Raw genomic sequence first — 17740 nt, 5'->3', positions numbered from 1 at the left:
TTAGAATTTGCAATCTCTCGGCCTTCCGCCTTCTCGTTTTGACTCAAAAAGCGTTGCTGGCATGCGTATGCGCCATCCTGGATCTGATCGAGATGGGTCTAGTGCATCGCCAAGGGCAGCTCGGGCTTGCTACGTCCTGCGAACTCCCGAACTACTCGATCGATACAAAGAGGCAGGAGCGGTACGGAGTGCGTTCGCACAACCGGGGCCATACCGATCCGCAGCTGCGCCAAGACTACTCTTGAGCTGCCTCTAGGAAAATTACCGCAGTCGGCCGCCTCTTCATCCAACTTGATCCCGTCTCAACACTGCGGAGGCCAGGCATGTCCTGCCGAGTCTATGCCGATTTCTAAGAATTGAGGTCGGTGCCATCAGCCGCAAGATGGACGAACACTGTCGAGGGTCGGTACTGCCGATTAACCTCAACGCCTAAACATCCCCTCTTGCCGCTTGGTGAGGCGGGCGTTCGTGCGGCGGACGAGCCTCAAGGGACGGATCTCTTAAAATCATGGCCAGTGAAATTCCCATCGCCAACCATATGAGCTAGCTCAATTGTGATTGAACTAGCTCAAGATATTGTGCAAGGTGGGATTGCCGTGTGGGCTCCTTAAGGCCTGCGCAGACAAATTAAGAGGACGCAAATGCAAAGAAGCTGGGATGAGGCCATCAACCTCATGAGAGAACGCATCGAGGGGACGATCAGGCAAGTAGACGAGGGTTTCCCGCACTGGGCCGATCCCCAGACCGGAATATGGCGGACGACCGAAAATGGTGACTGGACGGGTGGTTATTGGCTGGGGATGCTATGGCTTGTTTCTCGGGAGGAAGGCGGTGCGCGATATCGCCGTCTAGCTGAGACGGTTTGCGCGCGCCTGGCTCCGCGAATTACCGACGATACGGCCTTCAAAGGGGCGACTTTCTATTACGGCGCAGGACTGGGTTCCCTGCTTGCGGGAAGCGAGGCGGCTCGCGCATTGGGGCTCGCCGCGGCGTCCGACCTCAAGCGACGCTTCAATCCGTCGCTCGGTTTGGTTCCCTTGGGAGCCAAGGCAGAAGAGGGCTCGCAGGTCGGCCAGACCGCGAGCAGCATCGACAGCCTCGTAGTTTCCCTGTTGCTGTTCTGGGCGGCGCGGCAATCCGGTGACCTTGAGACCAAGGATATTGCTAAGCGTCACACAGCAAGGGTGCTCTTGCTTCATCAACGCGAGGACGGCGCCTTCATCCAATCCTCAAAACTGGACCCGAAAACCGGAGAACTTCTGGAGCGCTACACTCATAAGGGTTACAGCGCGAACAGCGTCTGGGCGAGGGCACAGGCATGGGGCGTCTTGGGAGCCACGATTAGTTGCCTTTCGGGCGGCATTGACGAAAGCTTCCTTGCCGCGGCGGTGAAGGGAGCGGATTGGTGGATCGACCACGCCCCCGCCGACGGCGTTTCGTACTGGGATTTTGACGATCCGGCGGCTCCCAACACCGAGCGTGACACTGCTGCTACCGCGTTCATGACATCGACTTTGCTGAAATTGAGCTCAATCGTGCCGTCCGAGGGTCAGCGCCGGAAATACCGAGACGCTGCGGAGAAGGCAGCGACTGCGCTCGTGGGCGGCTTTCTGACGCCGGTGCGCCCTGAAGACAGAAGGCCCGTCGGCATGTTGGTGGAGGGCTGCTTCAACAAAAGAGAAGATTCGCGCCGCGAGGATTTCATCAACAACGCCGAACTTATCTTCGGCAGCTACTACCTGTTCGAGGCGCTGCTCATCCTTAGCGGCCGCCTGCAGCCGTCCGATGTCTAGGAGTCCGGTCATGAGGTTGATTCAATTTAAGACTGCTGAGGGACGTCGGCAGGTGGGCGCCGTCCTTGAGAATGGCGCCCCGCCGCTCGTGGTCAGGAATGCAGCGAGCGTCCGCGAACTCGCTCTTGAAGCCGCGCGCGGGAGTGCGTCTTTGGAGCATCTTGTTTTGGCACGCGGGTTTGATGGAGAAGTCGACTACGATGCACTGATCGCCGATCAGAGATTGTTGCTGCCGCTCGATCATGTGGAGCCTTCCCGCTGCCTCATTTCGGTGACGGGCCTTACCCATCTCGGAAGCGCCGAGTCGCGGGATGCCATGCACGCGAAATTGGCTGCGGCCGATCTCTCCGATACGATGCGGATGTTCAAGCTCGGCCTTGATGGCGGCAAGCCGAGCTCCGGCACCATCGGAGTACAGCCCGAGTGGGCGTACAAGGGCGACGGATCATGGGCGGTGCCTCCTGAACATGCGTTAGGACTGCCGTCGTGGGCTGAAGATGGTGGAGACGAAGCGGAGATCGTGGGCCTCTACATCATCGGAGATCAAGGAGAGGTGTTGCGCGTCGGCTTCAGTCTCGGCAACGAGTATTCCGATCACGTTATGGAGCAGCGCAACTACCTCTATCTTGCCCATTCGAAGTTGCGGCAGTGCTCGTACGGCCCTGAGGTCCTACTCGGTCCCCTGCCGAATGAAGTGAATGGTAGCGTCCGCGTGAAGCGGTCTGGCTCGACAGTTTGGTCCGGGCGATTCGTCTCTGGGGAGGAGAACATGTCCCACTCGATAGGCAACCTTGAGCATCATCACTTCAAATATCATCAGTTCCGTCGTCCCGGCGATGTCCATGTGCACTTCTTCGGCGCGAGCGTCTTGAGTTTCGCTTCGGGAGTGATACCGCAGAGCGGCGACATCTTCGAGGTGGAAGCTGAGGCGTTCGGTCGCCCGCTGCGCAACCGGATGATCGCCGACGAAAAGACCGAACTCGTTTCGGTTAAGGTCTTGTAGGGGTATGGTGGGCGATCGGACGTGCCTGCCACTTCAATCGGGATGCGCCGGTCGGCCGGTTGTCGCAAACCTGTTGAAAATCAATGGTTTCTCGTCCAAATCCGGATTGCGGGCTGGCCTTGCGACGTCGAAGTGCCCTAGGATGACAGACTATAATGCAAAAATGGTACCCCGAAATACAACCCGGCAAGGCCCCAGCCTTTCTCCGTCTGCTTGAGGCGATCGAAAAGGACATTTCGTCGGGGAGCCTTGCGAGTGGGACGAAGCTTCCGACGCAACGCGACTTGGCCGAGCGTCTCGGTCTCAGCGTGGGTACCGTGATCAAGGCATATGCGGAGGGGCAACGAAGGAGTTTGCTGATTGGTCACGTAGGCCGAGGGACGTTCGTCGCGGAACAACGACAAAACTCTCAGTCGCGCGGGCGGGTCGTCGACCTCAGTCTGAACATACCGGGTCCTTCTATCCTGCCGAAGGTCCTTGCCGGCAGCACTTGGACCTTTCCGAACGAAATTTCGGATTACGTCGGCTACCTTTCGCAATCAGGCGTTCTAGACCACCGCATTCAATTTGCCCGGTTGTTGCGCGATACCGGCTTCGACACGTCGCCTGATAATCTTGTTATCACCAACGGCGCGCTGCACGGTATCTCTCTTACTCTGAGCGCTATCTGCCAGCCCGGAGACAAGGTATTCGTCGAGGCAACCACCTATCACGGCATGAAATCCTACGCTCATTTCGCGAGGCTCGATCTCGTCGGGCTTCCTATGGATGAGGAGGGTCTCGTTCCGGACGCATTCGAGAAGGCAGCAGCATCCGGCGCCGCGCGCGTGCTGTTTACGATGCCGACCGTGCAGAGCTCGACCGCCGCGATTATGGGGCCAGCGCGTCGGCAGGAAATCGTTCGGATCGCTCGCAAGCACGATATCCTTATCATCGAAGATGATGCCTATGGCTTTCTCGACCAGGCTAGCCTTCCGCTTGCGTCTCTAGCGCCGGAGCGGACATTCTACGTCAACACGCTCTCCAAATGCCTCGCGCCCGGCCTCAGGCTCGGCATGCTGATCGTCCCGGAGCAATACATTCCCCGCATTCATCAGGCCATGCGGGCGACTTGCTGGATGGCTTCCCCGATCTCCTCCATGATCGCTTCGGAGTGGATCGAAAACGGCACGGCAGCGAAGGTTCGTCAGTCCCTGATCCAGGAAGCGAAAAAGAGGGTCAAGCTTGCCTCGCAGATTCTGCGCCCGTACGTCCGTGCCGGTCACCCGGCAAGCTTCCATGTCTGGCTCGATCTTCCCAGCGGATCCGTCGAACAAGTCTCCGCACGGGCGCTGCAGCGTGGCGTGATCACCACACCCACGTCCGCTCTCCTTGTCGATCCGACGCTGATCTCCGGTTTGCGGATCTCTATTGGCGTTCCGGACCGGCTCGAAGAGCTCGAATGGGCCTTGCGGCAGTTGGCCGGTGCGCTTGAGGTCAGCCACGAAGCGGACATGTCCATCATCTGAAACCGGAATGCGAGGGCGGATCCCGGTCCGATCGCTTTGTCGCGATCGCGATGGTTCAGGCGGTCTCCTCGAAGGAATAGGACGTCTTCACCGTCGTATAGAATTCAGCGGCGTAGCGCCCTTGCTCGCGCGGTCCATAGGATGAGCCCTTTCTGCCGCCGAACGGTACGTGATAATCAACGCCCGCTGTCGGCAGGTTCACCATAATCATCCCAGCCTGAGCATTGCGCTTGAAATGGCTCGCATATTTCAAGCTTGTCGTACATATGCCGGCCGACAGCCCGAAAGGTGTATCGTTTGCGATTTCGAGAGCTTCTTCATAGTTTTTCGCACGGATCACCGTCGCGACCGGCCCGAAGATCTCCTCGCGAGCGATACGCATTCGGTTGTCAACTTCCGTGAAGAGCGCGGGAGACAAGTAGAAGCCGGGCGTATCCCGTTTCAGCAACTCGCCTCCGGTGACCAGCCTGGCCCCTTCATCCTGACCAATGCGGATGTAGCGTAGATCTTGGTCAAGTTGGCGTTGATCGACGACCGGACCGATATGCGTCCCGACCTTACATGCGTCATCCACGACCAGAGATGTCATGCGTTTCGTTATGGCAGCAACAAAAGCCTCGCGGATGCCGTCGGTTACGATCAGGCGAGAGGAGGCGGTGCAACGCTGGCCGGTCGAGAAGAAGGAGCTGTTCACCGCACATTCGACGGCGACGTCGATTTCGGCGTCGTCCAGTACGATAATGGGATTCTTGCCCCCCATCTCGAGTTGAACTTTCTTCATTGGATCGGAGGCCGTGCATGCTTGGGCGACGTGCTTTCCTGTCGCGACCGAACCCGTGAATGAGATGGCCGCGATCTTAGAACTCTTCAGCATCGCCTCGCCGATAGTCGAGCCACGCCCCATGACGAGGTTGAATACTCCTGAGGGGATCCCCGAGTGGGCGATGATTTCGGCCAACTTATGCGCCGATCCCGGCACTAGTTCCGCGGGCTTAAATATGACCGTGTTTCCGTAAGCCAGAGCAGGAGCGATTTTCCAGGCAGGAATTGCGATCGGGAAATTCCAAGGCGTGATGAGCCCGATCACGCCCAACGGCTCTCGCGTAATTTCAACGTCCACGCCGGCGCGGATCGAGGGTACTTTCTCACCTGCCAGGCGCAGACATTCACCGGCGAAGAACTGGAATATCTGTCCGGCACGCGTGACTTCTCCTACTCCCTCCAGCAGCGTCTTGCCTTCCTCACGAGAGAGCAGACGCCCGAGCTCTTCCTTGCGGGAGAGGATCTCAGTCGCGATGGCGTTCAAGCAGTCATGCCTGGTTTGGATGCTCGAGTGTGACCAGTTTCGGAACGCTCTGGATGCGGCGTCGATGGCTCGTTCAGTGTCGAGGAGCGAGGCATGTGCATAGTCCCCAAGAATGTCGTTCGTGTCTGAGGGATTCACGTTGGGTACAGCATCCGCTGCGGCGGTCCATTCACCGGCGATGTAATTCAAAGTCATCTGATTGGGATCCATGTCGGAGGAGGGGCATTGCGAGAGGGGCCTCGGGCGGTAGTCACATTCGCCTTGCAATTCTGATTTCATACAAATTGAGATGCATCAATACACAATTGAGATGCACTAATGATTGACCGGTTCGGAAATGTGCAGTAGCGTTGCGGACAGCCAGCAAGATGCACAAGAACCCGTCCTAAGAGAGGATCCCCCAGTGAATGCTCAACCCAATGGCAGACCGGTCACCGCCAAGGTGGGTGCCCTGAATGGCATCGTCGTGCTGGAAGTGGGGATGGTGATGCAGGTTCCGCTTGCCTGCCAGGTTCTGGGCGATCTCGGGGCAGACGTCATCAAAGTGGAGCGGCCGCAGGGCGACATCACCCGCGGTCTCGACTTCGAGGCCACGCGTGTGGGCGGCATGAGTTCTTACTATGCTGCGATGGGGCGCAATAAGCGGCTGCTGTCGTTGGATCTTAAGAACCCGGCCGCGAAGGAGATTCTGCTTCAGTTGGTCGATAAGGCCGATGTGCTCCTGCATAACTTCCGGCCGGGTGTCATGGAGCGCCTGGGCCTCGGCTACGCCGAACTGAGCGCCCGCAATCCGGGATTGGTGTACGCCGCGGGCTTCGGCTTCGGCGAGACTGGACCTCTGGCCGATAGACCAGGACAGGATATGTTGGCTCAGGCTTTCAGCGGAATGGCGCGCGGCGGGCTGGAAGAGAACGACCCGCCTCACCTGACCAATTCGCCCATCGTCGACTACGGCGCGGCCATGTCTCTTGTGCAGGGAGTGCTCGCTGCTCTCATCGAGCGGCAGACTTCCGGCCGCGGCCAGGTCGTCTCGACCTGCCTGTACGACGTGGCGCTCGCTATGCAGCTTTGCGAGATCGCGAGCGAGAGCATCTACGGCACGAAGACCAATTGGATCAAGCAATCGATCTTCTTCAAGACATTCGACGGTTGGGTGTCCGTGGTCATGTTGTTTCGGGATAATCCGCTGGGCCTCATGTGCAAGGCGATCGGACTGCCAGACATCAGCATGCGGCCTGAGCTTTCGACTCTGGGTGGACAGGTTGAGCATCTTTCGGTCGTCAAGGCACACTGTGAAGAGGCGATTGCGGCGCTCACGACGGAAGAAGTGGTACGAAAGCTGTCGGAAGTCGATCTGCTCTGCATGCCCGTCAATGAAATCGCCGACGCGATCGCTCAGGAGCAGGCCGCGCACAACGGTATCATGTGGGACGTAGAAGTGCCGGGCCGCGGGACCGTGCCTCTCGTCGGCCTTCCAGTGCGTCTGTCGCGAACTCCGCCCGGGGTGCGCATTCATCCGGCGCCGGTTGGCGCCGCCACTGACGAGATTCTCTCCTCGTTCGGGTTCAGTGTTGAGGCCATTGCAGAGGCGCGCAGAAAAAAGGCCTTTGGCTGATCCTGGCAGGTCCTTTCAGTAGGGCCCTAAATAAAAGTTCAATTCGAGTCCGAGTACGCAAAATGACTATCTCCGACCTCGTCATCGCGACAACGCCGTCTCCGCATGTGCGACAGTTGAAAATGAATCGACCCGCGAAGCGCAACGCGCTGAGCAACGAGCTCATCGCCGCGATCGCCGGCGCTTGCCGAGCCGCAGTCGCCGATGAGGACATCCGTTGTATCGTTCTTACGGGCGGCGAGGCGTTCTTCTGCGCCGGTGCTGACATCAAGGAGATGCAGCAGCGCGGATTCGAGGCCATCAACAATCCGGCCAGGCGAAACGACTGGAGGGACATCACGAATTGCGTCAAGCCGATCATAGCGGCTGTCGAGGGCATTTGCTTCGGGGGCGGGAACGAACTCGCAATGCTCGCCGACATCGTTGTGGCGGGCGAGGGCGCTCGGTTCGGGCAACCGGAGGTCAACATTGGCGTCATTCCCGGCGACGGGGGAACGCAGCGCCTGACACGCGTGGCGGGAAAATCTTTGGCGATGTTGATGGTCCTCAGCGGCCAACCCATCTCCGCCCAAACCGCGCTGCTGGCCGGGCTCGTTGCGGACATCGTACCAACCGGTTTGGCGACGGCGAGGGCGGTCGAGATTGCCGGTGTGATCGCGGAAAAGCCGCCACGTTCGGTCGAGCTCGCGAAAGCGGCGGTGCTGGCTGCCTACCAGACACCTCTGGAGGCTGGCCTGGAGTTCGAGCGCCAAGCCATCCGGGTCGCCTTCACGACCGCCGATCAGCAGGAAGGGATGGACGCATTCTTCGAGAAGCGTTCGCCGAACTATCGGGGACAATAAGCGCTTCAGGTGGGCTGCCCTGCGTTCGACCGCCGAGCTCCCGTCTTATCCACGAAATGGGCGATATGCTCGCTGGCCCCAGTAACTCTCGCACACCATCCTGATCTGTACCCTCCGCCTCGCAGTTTGACTTCTCGTTCATCGCCTTCGCGAACGTGTACTTGCCGAGACGGTCTCGCCGACTTGGCAACTCCGACTCACGCCATCGACGGACCAGCACCGCGGCCCGCGAGGACGCGACTGCCCATCCGTGGCAAGACATACGATCGTTTGAGATGGAGCGGGTGCTAGTCCAGCGGATGTGAGCGAACGGGATCATGTCGTTGCCTGGAAGGGGAGCATTTTTCCGAAAATAGGCGTGCGCAGCGCCGGTGATACCTCGAGACAGCCAGACACCCGCTCGGCGCTCAAGCAATTCGCGACTTAGCCCAATAAAATCAGAGCCTTGTACGTTGCGTCGAGCATTTTGTCCCGCTATTCGCCGATAAGAGAGATGGGATGTATCAATTTAGTATTGGTATATTTCAATATTGACATTGGGCTATATGCGTGGTGTGCTCGGACATCGATTGGTCGGCAATGGATCGCACGGCCCTCGAAGACCGTGAGAGCGAACTCCGTTCCCGGATTTCCTACAGCGGACGTGCAGCAGACGCTGCAAGGGGCCGCCAACAAAAAATAAGGCGACGCGACGCGCAAAGCGCGTGAGTAGAGGGAGAGGAATAATGACTTTGGGCGAGGGGCCTGCAGCGGCCCATGCTTTTTGGATTTCCGAATGCGCCTTGATCGCGCTGGAAACTTCTAAAAATTGTCAGGAGCGATGGTACGGCGCGCGGAATACGCCTCCGGCCGGCCATAGCAAACGTCGCCGACGCTCGATGACCGCTCGGCTCGCATCCGGCTCTTCAATGAGCCTTTTCAATTCATTCTGACAACTGGAAGCAGCATCGATGCAAGCCTCTATACAAGCTTTCGATTATAGCGCCAACGATAACGCCATTGAACTGGAAAAGCCCGTTGCAACAAGGTCGATGACGATTGGCCTTGGCGGCGGCGTCGCTCTCGAGTTCTATGATTGGCAACTATACGGCTTCATGGCGGCGTTCCTGTCTCCGCACTTCTTCCCGGCTACCGATCCAGTCGTATCTCTGCTCGCAGGGCTCGCAGTTTTCGGAGCAGGCTTCGCAGCTCGTCCTATCGGTGCAGCAATTCTCGGTCCCATCGCGGATCGCATTAGTCATAAGACGGTGATGATGGTCGCCGTCTCGGCGATGGCGCTTTCTTCGCTCCTGATCGCACTGCTGCCCAGCTACAAAGACCTTGGTATCACGGCCACGATTATACTGGTCACTCTCCGATTGGTCCAAGGCTTGGCCGTCGGCGCAGAGGCTGGCGTCGCAAATGCGATCGCGATCGAATTGGCTCCGCCCGGACAGGAGGGGCGATACCTCGGTTTGATCAACGGTACTTTTATCATGGTAGGCTCAATTGGAGCGAGCTTAGTCGCCTTCCTCGTCAGCGCTGCCGTCAGTCCTGAAGTCATGAAGGATTGGGCTTGGCGAGTTCCGTTCGGCGTTGGTGGCGTTCTCGGTTTGCTGATCATCTATCTTCGCCAGAACCTTCCGGAAACCCTGATTGCCCGTGCCATGCATCATGCGGACGAAGGCTCGCGTATTCAGGATACGACCGGAGGAGTTTGGAGGGCGCTCTGGAAGGCGCGCCTGTCGCTGCTCGCGGCAATTCTGGTTGTCGGAAGCGTGCAACTCGCCAACTACACCTACAACTTCGGCCTGCCCAACATCGCTAACGGCGTTTTCAAGGAGAACAGCACCTACGTGTACGGCATCGTGACTCTCATGGGGGCTATCTGGATGATTTTCTCGCCAGCGATCGGTGCCTTCGCGGACAAGATCCGGCCCTCCCGCGCTTTTGTCATGATGCGGCTACTGCTCATCCCCTCGTTCTTCTTGCCGCTGCTCTACGTCGAGAAGAACATTGTGGTCTATTCCGCTATCATGCTTGTGGGCGGCACGCTGGTCGGCTGCAACATGGCGCTATACAATTTCATTGCCACAACCTTGATGCCGAGAACCGTTCGGACAACCGGCGTTGCCTTAGGTTACGCTGCCGGAGCGACGATTTTCGGCGGTACAACGCCATTCCTGCTGCTATGGCTTCAGCGCTCCAATCTCTCTTGGATGTTTCCGGTCTACGGCACGGCCGTCGCACTGCTCAGCATCGCGGTGTATGTGATAGCTAAGAAGCGGGGCGGCGTCTACGTCGGGGACTAAGCGCTTCGAATTATGCGGGCGCGCCGCACCATCGCGGCGCGCTAGGGCGGTTCGCCTTTGGCCGATCGTCCCAAATTCACATTTGTCTATGAGATCATCAAGTGCGAACAGGACCAACCTGCCCTGAATTCCTCAGAAGAGCTAAGGCTGGGAGCCTGTTGCGCATCTGCGCGGCAGGGAGCTGAATTTGCGCCCGCTATCGTTGCCCATTTCTTCCGCATTTGCGCAACATTCGAGGCCAAAGCAGGATTGGTTTTCGTCCGATGCGACTATCTTCAGCGTGGTGGGCTCCGAAGCGCCGCCGCTTCCTCGCAAGGCAAGCGCTTCCGGGCGTCGACTTCCTTCTGGGATCCTCAGGATTAACTCTTATGCCGTGCCGAACGCTGAATTCCTAGACCACCAGAGTCTTCAGGCTTATGGCGGGGTCCGCGAGAGCCTCTACCGCGGGGCTAAGCCGCCTGCTGATCATCATCTCGGCGAAGCGTATCTCTCTCGCTACGGAGCTCAGGCTGCCAAATCCGCACGCGGCCACGAGGCGTCTGTCGGCGGCTAGGTAAAACGCGATCTGGCCATTTGGGCCGAGATCTCTGATGACTGGCGCTTCTCCCTCAGGAGAGAGGCCGACGATTTGCAGTGTCTCGCCGTATTGATCTGACCAAAACCAGGGGACGTCTTCGTAAGGGCGGTTCTCGCCCATCATGTTTGCCGCGGCCGCCGCGCCTTGCCGCTGGGCATTGCGCCATGCCTCCAGCCTGACCCGCTTTTGATAGAGGCGATGTGGAAACGAACAGCAATCCCCCGCCGCGAAAACGCTCGGATCCGAACTTGCGAGCGTCTCGTCCACCAAGATCCCATCGTCGACCGCCAGTCCGGCAGCTTGCGCAAGGTCGACATTTGGCGTTGCTCCGATCCCTACGATCACCAGGTCAGCCTCATACGAGCGACCACCGGCCATCACCACGTTGGACCTTCCTTCGCTGAAACCGATGCGCTCGACAGTGGCACTTGTCTCGATGCGTACGCCAGCTCGTTCATGCTTGGCTCTGATCATTTCGGCCATCGGAGCCGGCACAGCCCGTGTCAGCAGCCGCGGTCCTGCTTCAAGTATCGTGACCAATGCACCTCTTAAGACCGCGCTCACGGCAACCTCAAGCCCGATGAATCCGCCGCCGATCACGACAACCTTGCATCCCTGACCGATCGCCCGGCGGATGCGCGCGGCGTCTTCATACGTCCGCAACGTCGCCACCTTCACTCCTTCGGCGACAGGGACCAGCAGTTTTCGAGGTCGGGCTCCCGTCGCCAGCAGGAGCCGGTGGTACGCTATCTGTGATCCGTCTGAGAGCCTGACCATGTTCGCTGCGCGATCAATTGAAACCACTTCGCTCCCCGGGCGATAGTCGATCTCTAGCTCGGCAAACCGTTCCGATGTCACAATCAACTTTGGTCCAGGGTTGATCTCGTCGATCAGGACCCCCTTCGACAAAGGTGGGCGCTCATACGGAAGCATTGTTTCATTGCCGACAAGGACCACCATGCCTCGCCAGCCGGCCTGCCGCAGAGCGACGGCAGCGGCCGTTCCGGCTTCACCCGCCCCAACGATCACGATTGCCGATTGATCACTCACGCGACTAACCCATTTCCGGGCGGCGGCCGCTCATCGTTTATCGCTTCCTCAAAGAGATTGCGCACCAGTGATTTGAGTAGGAGAGCTTCCTGCCAACGGTCCGTGGTGTCTTTGCCATCGCGATCGGTGATTGCATAAGGCTGCGGGCCAAGTTCGCATGTGAAAGACAGACGGGCGTCCGCACGAGCGCGCCGTTGCCAGCTCTTAAATCCGTATTTCCACCACCGAAGGAACAGATCGAGCCACATCTTGTGTTGGGGAAATGTAATCTCGACCTGTATCTGCTCGCGGGACGCAACGCGGCCAGGAAATGCCCAGGTGCGGTCGAGTACTTGGCGCACCAGGGCTTCGTCTTCGTCTGAGATCGGATACCAGAATTCGCGGCCCACCAAGAAGTGCGAGAGATCAGCAAGCAATCGCATCTCTGGGACCAGATCCAGCAGGTCGAGCGTAAAGAGAAGATCCGTCGTCATCCTGTTGCGATGCGTTTCGAAGTAGATTGGCATCCCCGCATCCTGCGCCACCCTGATCCAGCCCTCCAGCAGCGGGATACAGTCGGCGAGACGGCGCGGGCGGATGTCCGGTTGGACGTTGAGATGCAGGACGTCGAGATCCCGAGCCAGATCAATGGCGTTTTTCAAGTGGTCGATCGTCTGCGGAAAGCACACGCCCTCGACGGCAAGCCCCGAGCCGGCCAAGGCGCGGGCAACCAGGGCAACCTGCGCAGGATCGGTACAGGAGGTGCTGATGCCATCGAACCCGGCCTCCTGGATCATCGCGATGTTATGGTCGATCGAACGCTCGATTCCGTCGGGCTGGCGCCGTTCCATTGCCCAGAGTGACTGGAGTATGAGCAAACTCCGCTTTGACATCGTCCCGCATTCCCGCGTATTTGGTCCGCTTAGATTTTAACGAAAACGGTGCCGTTCTCGACCTTCACCTCGTAGCTGCGCAGGTCGATGCAAGCTGGAAGCGTCCGGGCCGCACCGGTCCGGTAGTCAAAGGTCCCGAAGTGCTTGGGGCATTCGATAATATTTCCATCGACGATGCCATCCGCCAGGTGGATCTTCTCATGGGTGCAGTGACCATCGATCGCAAAGTAGGCTCCGTCAGGCGACCGAACGATCGCAAAACTCGCTCCTGCATGGTCCCAACGGAGCGCCTCTTCCGGCCGCACCGCCTCGGCCGGACAAGCCGCCACCCATTCACCTGTGGTCGTCACCATGTCTTTTCCCCTATTCCTGAACTTAGAGTGGAGGGCAAATCGCGGTTCTCCCATTCGCTACCCTTATCCACGGGCCCACTTCTTGGCCTTGATACGCTTGGTGAGAGCCTCGTCGGCCTCTGGCGAGCCGTCATGGAAAGTACCAAACCACTCGTCCAGAGGGATGCGCTTCTCGCCGTAGTTCACCTCGAAGTACTTGTGATGCAAGTAGTGATAGTAGTTGTCGGTATCGACGGCATGTTCGTCGTCGAGATACATGCGGTCAAAGCCAACATGGGATTTCGCGGGTGATAATCCGGCGTGTATGAGCTGGAACATTGAATGCAGCGGGTGTGATGGCACGACCAGATGGATCAATACTCCCGTGAAGTAAAATAGAGATTCGACCGGGTGCATGGACAGGCCAGACCAGGGCCCCGGATTGACGTTGTTGTGGTGAATCTTATGGATCCAGTGGTAAAGAGGCCCCATGTGGAGCAGGCGATGGATGAGGTAGAAATGCAGTTCTCGCCAAGCTGGAACAAGCATGAGAAGCACGATGAAGTAGACGGGATGGGTGGCAAACGCGACCCATGGCATGTAGCCATTCGCGTATCCCCACCACGTCACCGCTTCAACGGCAGACCAGATCGGCACCCCGGCGCCCAGCGTGTAGAAAACGTTCTCGGCGGTCTGGTTACCGAACAAGAACGTCGGATTTTCGATGTCGGGCCATTTGGCATTGTATTTGAACTGCTTCTGTTGCCGACGCTGGATGTAGAGGACAGTGTGGAATCCGCCGTAGAGCAGGACCGTCAGTCCTGCGTTCCGGAGGAAGATGAGAGCGATCCACTGCCAACGGAAATCCCGCATTGTCTCGAGCGCGGGCGTGAGATAGAGCCACGAGATAGCGGCGACCGCGCAATAAAGTGCGTTCCAAGGCCAAAGGTATCCCGGATAGCCAAATAAGAATCGTAGAAGCTTCAGCGGTTGCGTAGGCCATACAAAGAGCGGCGCTCGCTTCAGCTTCTTGTTGGGTGTCCAGTGTCCGCGCTTGTCCCTCTTACCGAACAGGGCGTCATCCACAGATGCCTCCTTAGAAGAGATATTTCAGAGCTTAGAACGAACAGTTGGGCTAGCGAAGGCAGGCCCTACCGGGGCGTCTCCTCGAGTGCCGTCATGAATGCCCCGTACTCGTCGTCTCCAATCGCGGCGACCTCGGAAGATCCGGGGAACGAGTTCGCTTCAACGTCCGTCCGAAAGGCGCGAAGGGCGTTGACGCGATCCTGCTTGATGCGCTGCCGTAGCGCGCGAAGATCTCCGTAGGCCCTCGCATGCCGAGGGCGCCGCTCTTCTTCGCCGCAGATGTCGGCGGTGAACAGAAAGATGACGTCCGCACTCGGTCCAGAACCCAGCGAAACCGTGACTAGGCCCGTCCGTGGCTGGATTGCGGCCATGACACGCGCAGGAACGAGCTCGCATTCCACCGCGAACGCACCGGCGTCCTCAAGACGGCGGAAGCGACTGAAAAGCTCCAACGCTTCGTCCGCGTTCTTGCCGAAAGCGCGAAGCTTTCCCACCCAGGTCGATTTCCTTGGAACAAGCCCCAGGTGACCCATCACCGGAATGTCCTCCGCCGCCAGCATGGCGACAGTCGCCATGCCGCGTGCGGTGATCACCGCATCTGCACCGTCGGTCAGCGCCTTCAATGCGGTGCGTAAGATATCGTCCTGTGTTGCGGCATCGGTAAAGCCGAGCGCTGCGGTGATGAAAAGTCGCTTCGAGCCGGCGCGCACGGCCGCCACGTTGGGGGCGCGGGTCACCAGCATCTCGATACCGGCTTCTTCCGCCGCCGCCGCCTCGTCCGCCGTATCAGCGGTTACTTGCGTGTAGCGTTTGCCCGCTTTTCGGGCCGTGCGGAGGTCGGCCACCGTCACTGTGCGCTCAGCCTCGCGCGCCGTCCAATCGTAAATTCGCGGCATCTTGCTAATCAACTCGCTAGGTTCTTGCAAAAGGGATGGTGCCCGGCGTTCCGCATCTGCTTTGCTACCGTTTCGAAACTTCGCGATTGGCGACGCTTACGATGCTCGAAGCCAACAGGGCAGTCGAAAGCTGTCTGATCAGCCATCCGGCTTCTCATCCACGCGTGGCGAAAATTTTGCGGTACATGTCCTCGGCAGCCCTGCGCGTCGCCATACCGGGAATAACCCCGAGTTTGGTGCAGACGAGAGCGCCGCAGCAAATCCCAAAACGTGCGGCCTCGATCACGTCCTGGCCTTCAGCCAGAGCCACAGCGAAGCCTGAGTTAAACGCATCGCCAGCGCCGGTCGTATCCACGACCTCGACTTCGGCGGCCGGGATTGCTGTGTCGATCGTGTCAGTGACAATGAGCACGCCGCGGTCGCCAAGTGTTACAACTACATTGGAGGCGCCCCGCTTGCGCAGCAACTCGACGAGCTCCCGCGAAGGCCGCGGATCGTCCGGCCTGAGGCCTAACAAAATACGAAGTTCGCTCTCATTTGGCGTAAGATAGTCGATGAACTTGAAAATCTCATCCGGAAGCGGCGCCGCAGGAGCTGGATTAAGAATAGTTTTCTTGCCGTGCTTTCGGCCCAGCTCCATGGCGCGCATTGCGACGTCGACCGGAGGCTCGAGGACCGCCATCACGACGTCGCTTTCCCGAATGCGGCTCTCGGCACGATCCACAAAATCCGGATCCATAGCGTTCGTGGCACCATAGTCCATGATGATAAAGTTCTCGCCCCGGTCGTTGAGGATGATGAAGCCAACAGCCGTGGGACTTTCGTCGATTTGCTTGACATAGGCGGCGTCGACGCCCTCGGACTTGTAGAGGTCTGTCGCGATATCGGCGAACTTGTCTTTGCCAATGATGGCGACCAATGATGACTCTGCGCCTAATCGCGCAGTCGCAACTGCTTGATTCGATCCTTTGCCGCCAGGACCCATATCGAAACTGCTGCCCAGCATCGTGACGCCGAAGACCGGAATGTTTGGAGCGCGAATGGTAAGCCCCACTGCGAAGCTGCCGACGACGGTGATTCTTGGCTTTGTCATCAAGTCCTCCCCTAAAATGATGCTTGAAGTCAGCGCTCAAACGTCGGCGCCGTATGAGCTCGGGAATATCAGAAGCTCATCGTGCCGGCGCAGTTTGGGGCCGGTGAGTGTCAGCACCGTCTCCTCCGTGAATCCTCGCAGCGAACTTAAAAGGATACAAAACGTGCGTCCAGGAATGCGGCTGCGAGTTCTTGTTCTTCGTTATTAGCCAGGCTAAATGTGAAATTCGCCGGCGGAAATGGACAAAGTACGCTTGAATTTATATAAAACGCGCATGTCAAAGTTGTTGCAGCGCACGCTTTTTCCTGAGAGCCATCAGTACGTCGTTCCTGACGTCGCGTGGATTCGCTGCGCTTTTACGGTGCTACGAGCTGGTAAAGCTATCACTGCCCCGGACCATCGTATCGCGCGAGATAGCTATCCGGGCCAAGACATTCTGTTCTGCAAAGCGGGTCGTGGTTTCGTATCCAGCGAGGGGAGGACATTAAGTGTTGGCCGCAATCAGTTGATGTGGATCGCCAACGAGACCCCGCATGCGCACTGGCCAGATGAGAGCGATCCCTGGACCGTTCTATGGGTGCGGATCGATGGACCCAATTGTGCGGCCATTCGGCGCAAGGTGTTCGGCGACGGCCCAACCCTCACGACGATCTTGAAGCCGAGCGAGATTGAACGATGGTTCGATGAGTTGTTTGATGTCTTGCGCGCGAGAGATGATAACGTCGATATGGCTCTCAATCACATAGTGTCGGAGCTGTTGCACTTGATAGCAGCGCCTTCACCCAGGCACGGTGAATCTCGTCTTCCCGCCCCATTGCGCGCCATCGTCTCAGAGATGCAGCACGCGCCAGAGCGACCTTGGCATGCCGATGAGCTGGCCTCCGTCACCGGTCTCAGCCCCGGACAAACGCGGCGCCTATTCCAAAAGTATTTGCAGATCAACCCGAGGCGCTGGCTGATCCGAGAGCGTATTATGATGGCACAAAGGCTACTCTTGGAAACTGATGCACGACTAGGGACTATCGCTGAACGCTGCGGCTTCTGCGACGTCTATCACTTCAGTCGCGAGTTCAAGCGTAGCACCGGCACCGCCCCCCGCACTTGGAGGCGGGCCGAAGGGACTTGAATAAATATCTTTCTGCTTGCCACATTTACTCACCCTTTGGAGCACATCAGGTTCTTCCTGCGGTGGAGCTTGTTAGTCAAGGTCAACGAGCCGGGGTGGGGAGCTTGGGAGTGCATTGGGCTCTGTCAGATGGCTGCCACACTGCAACTCTAAGCTGATCGCGCTGGCTTGCTCGTCCGGCCGCTCGATCGAAAAACAAGACGCTCGCGCTAACCGAGACAGGAAGCGGCAAGGCTTGACGGCCCGGCAGCTCCGCAATGCTCTGCACGAGCAATGGATGAGTGCGAGCTGCTTTACCCAATATTACTCACATCCCTTTGCGCGCCCTCTTTGTGGCGGATGCACTTGCT

14 protein-coding genes are annotated in these 17740 nt (G+C 58.5%); 7 read left to right on the top strand and 7 right to left on the bottom strand.

Features of this window, described 5'->3' with window-relative positions; translation table 11 throughout:
• Window positions 1-641 precede the first annotated feature (641 nt).
• The 3 genes from XI04_RS10865 (at window position 642) to XI04_RS10855 (ending at window position 4304) form a co-directional block, all read left to right on the top strand.
• A complete protein-coding gene (locus tag XI04_RS10865) occupies window positions 642-1793 on the top strand; it encodes a hypothetical protein (protein ID WP_271623675.1) in 1152 nt (383 codons plus the stop codon).
• A 10-nt stretch (window positions 1794-1803) separates the two neighbouring features.
• Window positions 1804-2796 (top strand): AraD1 family protein, encoded by a 993-nt coding sequence (araD1, locus tag XI04_RS10860; RefSeq protein ID WP_271623674.1) that lies wholly within the window; start codon window positions 1804-1806, stop codon window positions 2794-2796.
• Between the two features lie 155 nt (window positions 2797-2951).
• Window positions 2952-4304 carry an aminotransferase-like domain-containing protein gene (locus XI04_RS10855; protein ID WP_271623673.1) on the top strand — a complete coding sequence of 451 codons (1353 nt, stop codon included), beginning with the start codon at window positions 2952-2954 and terminating at the stop codon, window positions 4302-4304.
• Between the two features lie 55 nt (window positions 4305-4359).
• On the opposite strand, the gene XI04_RS10850 is transcribed toward XI04_RS10855, so the two are convergent.
• Window positions 4360-5805 (bottom strand): aldehyde dehydrogenase family protein, encoded by a 1446-nt coding sequence (locus XI04_RS10850; RefSeq protein ID WP_271623672.1) that lies wholly within the window; start codon window positions 5803-5805, stop codon window positions 4360-4362.
• A gap of 208 nt (window positions 5806-6013) precedes the next feature.
• Between XI04_RS10850 and XI04_RS10845 the strand changes: the two genes are divergently transcribed.
• The 3 genes from XI04_RS10845 to XI04_RS10835 all read left to right on the top strand — a co-directional run bounded on the left by XI04_RS10845 (window position 6014) and on the right by XI04_RS10835 (window position 10358).
• The gene (locus tag XI04_RS10845) at window positions 6014-7225 is read left to right on the top strand and encodes a CaiB/BaiF CoA transferase family protein (RefSeq protein ID WP_271623671.1); all 1212 of its coding nucleotides are present in this window, start codon (window positions 6014-6016) and stop codon (window positions 7223-7225) included.
• A gap of 62 nt (window positions 7226-7287) precedes the next feature.
• Window positions 7288-8067, top strand: coding sequence for an enoyl-CoA hydratase-related protein (locus tag XI04_RS10840; protein ID WP_271623670.1), 780 nt, complete (start codon window positions 7288-7290; stop codon window positions 8065-8067).
• Window positions 8068-9017: 950 nt separating this feature from the next.
• Entirely contained in the window at window positions 9018-10358 is a 1341-nt protein-coding gene (locus tag XI04_RS10835) for an MFS transporter (RefSeq protein WP_271596552.1), read from the top strand.
• A gap of 391 nt (window positions 10359-10749) precedes the next feature.
• Here XI04_RS10835 and XI04_RS10830 read toward each other — a convergent pair whose 3' ends face one another.
• From XI04_RS10830 to XI04_RS10805, 6 genes are all read right to left on the bottom strand, one after another.
• Complete coding sequence (locus tag XI04_RS10830) at window positions 10750-11985, bottom strand: NAD(P)/FAD-dependent oxidoreductase (protein ID WP_271623669.1); 1236 nt, start codon at window positions 11983-11985, stop codon at window positions 10750-10752.
• Window positions 11982-12857, bottom strand: a complete 876-nt coding sequence (locus XI04_RS10825) for a sugar phosphate isomerase/epimerase family protein (protein ID WP_271623668.1) — start codon at window positions 12855-12857, stop codon at window positions 11982-11984. The genes XI04_RS10830 and XI04_RS10825 overlap by 4 nt, the downstream gene beginning before the upstream one ends.
• A gap of 29 nt (window positions 12858-12886) precedes the next feature.
• Entirely contained in the window at window positions 12887-13210 is a 324-nt protein-coding gene (locus XI04_RS10820; RefSeq protein ID WP_271596549.1) for a MocE family 2Fe-2S type ferredoxin, read from the bottom strand.
• Window positions 13211-13273: 63 nt separating this feature from the next.
• Entirely contained in the window at window positions 13274-14275 is a 1002-nt protein-coding gene (locus XI04_RS10815; protein ID WP_271596548.1) for a sterol desaturase family protein, read from the bottom strand.
• Between the two features lie 65 nt (window positions 14276-14340).
• The gene (locus tag XI04_RS10810; protein WP_271623667.1) at window positions 14341-15171 is read right to left on the bottom strand and encodes a 3-methyl-2-oxobutanoate hydroxymethyltransferase; all 831 of its coding nucleotides are present in this window, start codon (window positions 15169-15171) and stop codon (window positions 14341-14343) included.
• A gap of 154 nt (window positions 15172-15325) precedes the next feature.
• Complete coding sequence (locus tag XI04_RS10805) at window positions 15326-16264, bottom strand: ribokinase (RefSeq protein ID WP_271623666.1); 939 nt, start codon at window positions 16262-16264, stop codon at window positions 15326-15328.
• Between the two features lie 274 nt (window positions 16265-16538).
• Between XI04_RS10805 and XI04_RS10800 the strand changes: the two genes are divergently transcribed.
• Entirely contained in the window at window positions 16539-17390 is an 852-nt protein-coding gene (locus tag XI04_RS10800) for an AraC family transcriptional regulator (protein ID WP_271596545.1), read from the top strand.
• Window positions 17391-17740: the final 350 nt, after the last annotated feature.

Origin of the sequence: Bradyrhizobium sp. CCBAU 11430 (assembly GCF_028128855.1) — a bacterium.
Lineage (GTDB): Bacteria > Pseudomonadota > Alphaproteobacteria > Rhizobiales > Xanthobacteraceae > Bradyrhizobium > Bradyrhizobium ottawaense.
Note: the sequence above shows the minus strand (reverse complement) of the source record. Positions and strands in the feature narration are given on the sequence as shown.

Coding starts and splice junctions, on each gene's coding strand:
- XI04_RS10865 (WP_271623675.1), top strand. CDS start 642: ATGCAAAGAAGCTGGGATGAGGCCATCAACCTCATGAGAGAACGCATC.
- araD1 (WP_271623674.1), top strand. CDS start 1,804: ATGAGGTTGATTCAATTTAAGACTGCTGAGGGACGTCGGCAGGTGGGC.
- XI04_RS10855 (WP_271623673.1), top strand. CDS start 2,952: ATGCAAAAATGGTACCCCGAAATACAACCCGGCAAGGCCCCAGCCTTT.
- XI04_RS10850 (WP_271623672.1), bottom strand. CDS start 5,805: ATGACTTTGAATTACATCGCCGGTGAATGGACCGCCGCAGCGGATGCT.
- XI04_RS10840 (WP_271623670.1), top strand. CDS start 7,288: ATGACTATCTCCGACCTCGTCATCGCGACAACGCCGTCTCCGCATGTG.
- XI04_RS10835 (WP_271596552.1), top strand. CDS start 9,018: ATGCAAGCCTCTATACAAGCTTTCGATTATAGCGCCAACGATAACGCC.
- XI04_RS10825 (WP_271623668.1), bottom strand. CDS start 12,857: ATGTCAAAGCGGAGTTTGCTCATACTCCAGTCACTCTGGGCAATGGAA.
- XI04_RS10820 (WP_271596549.1), bottom strand. CDS start 13,210: ATGGTGACGACCACAGGTGAATGGGTGGCGGCTTGTCCGGCCGAGGCG.
- XI04_RS10810 (WP_271623667.1), bottom strand. CDS start 15,171: ATGCCGCGAATTTACGATTGGACGGCGCGCGAGGCTGAGCGCACAGTG.
- XI04_RS10805 (WP_271623666.1), bottom strand. CDS start 16,264: ATGACAAAGCCAAGAATCACCGTCGTCGGCAGCTTCGCAGTGGGGCTT.
- XI04_RS10800 (WP_271596545.1), top strand. CDS start 16,539: ATGTCAAAGTTGTTGCAGCGCACGCTTTTTCCTGAGAGCCATCAGTAC.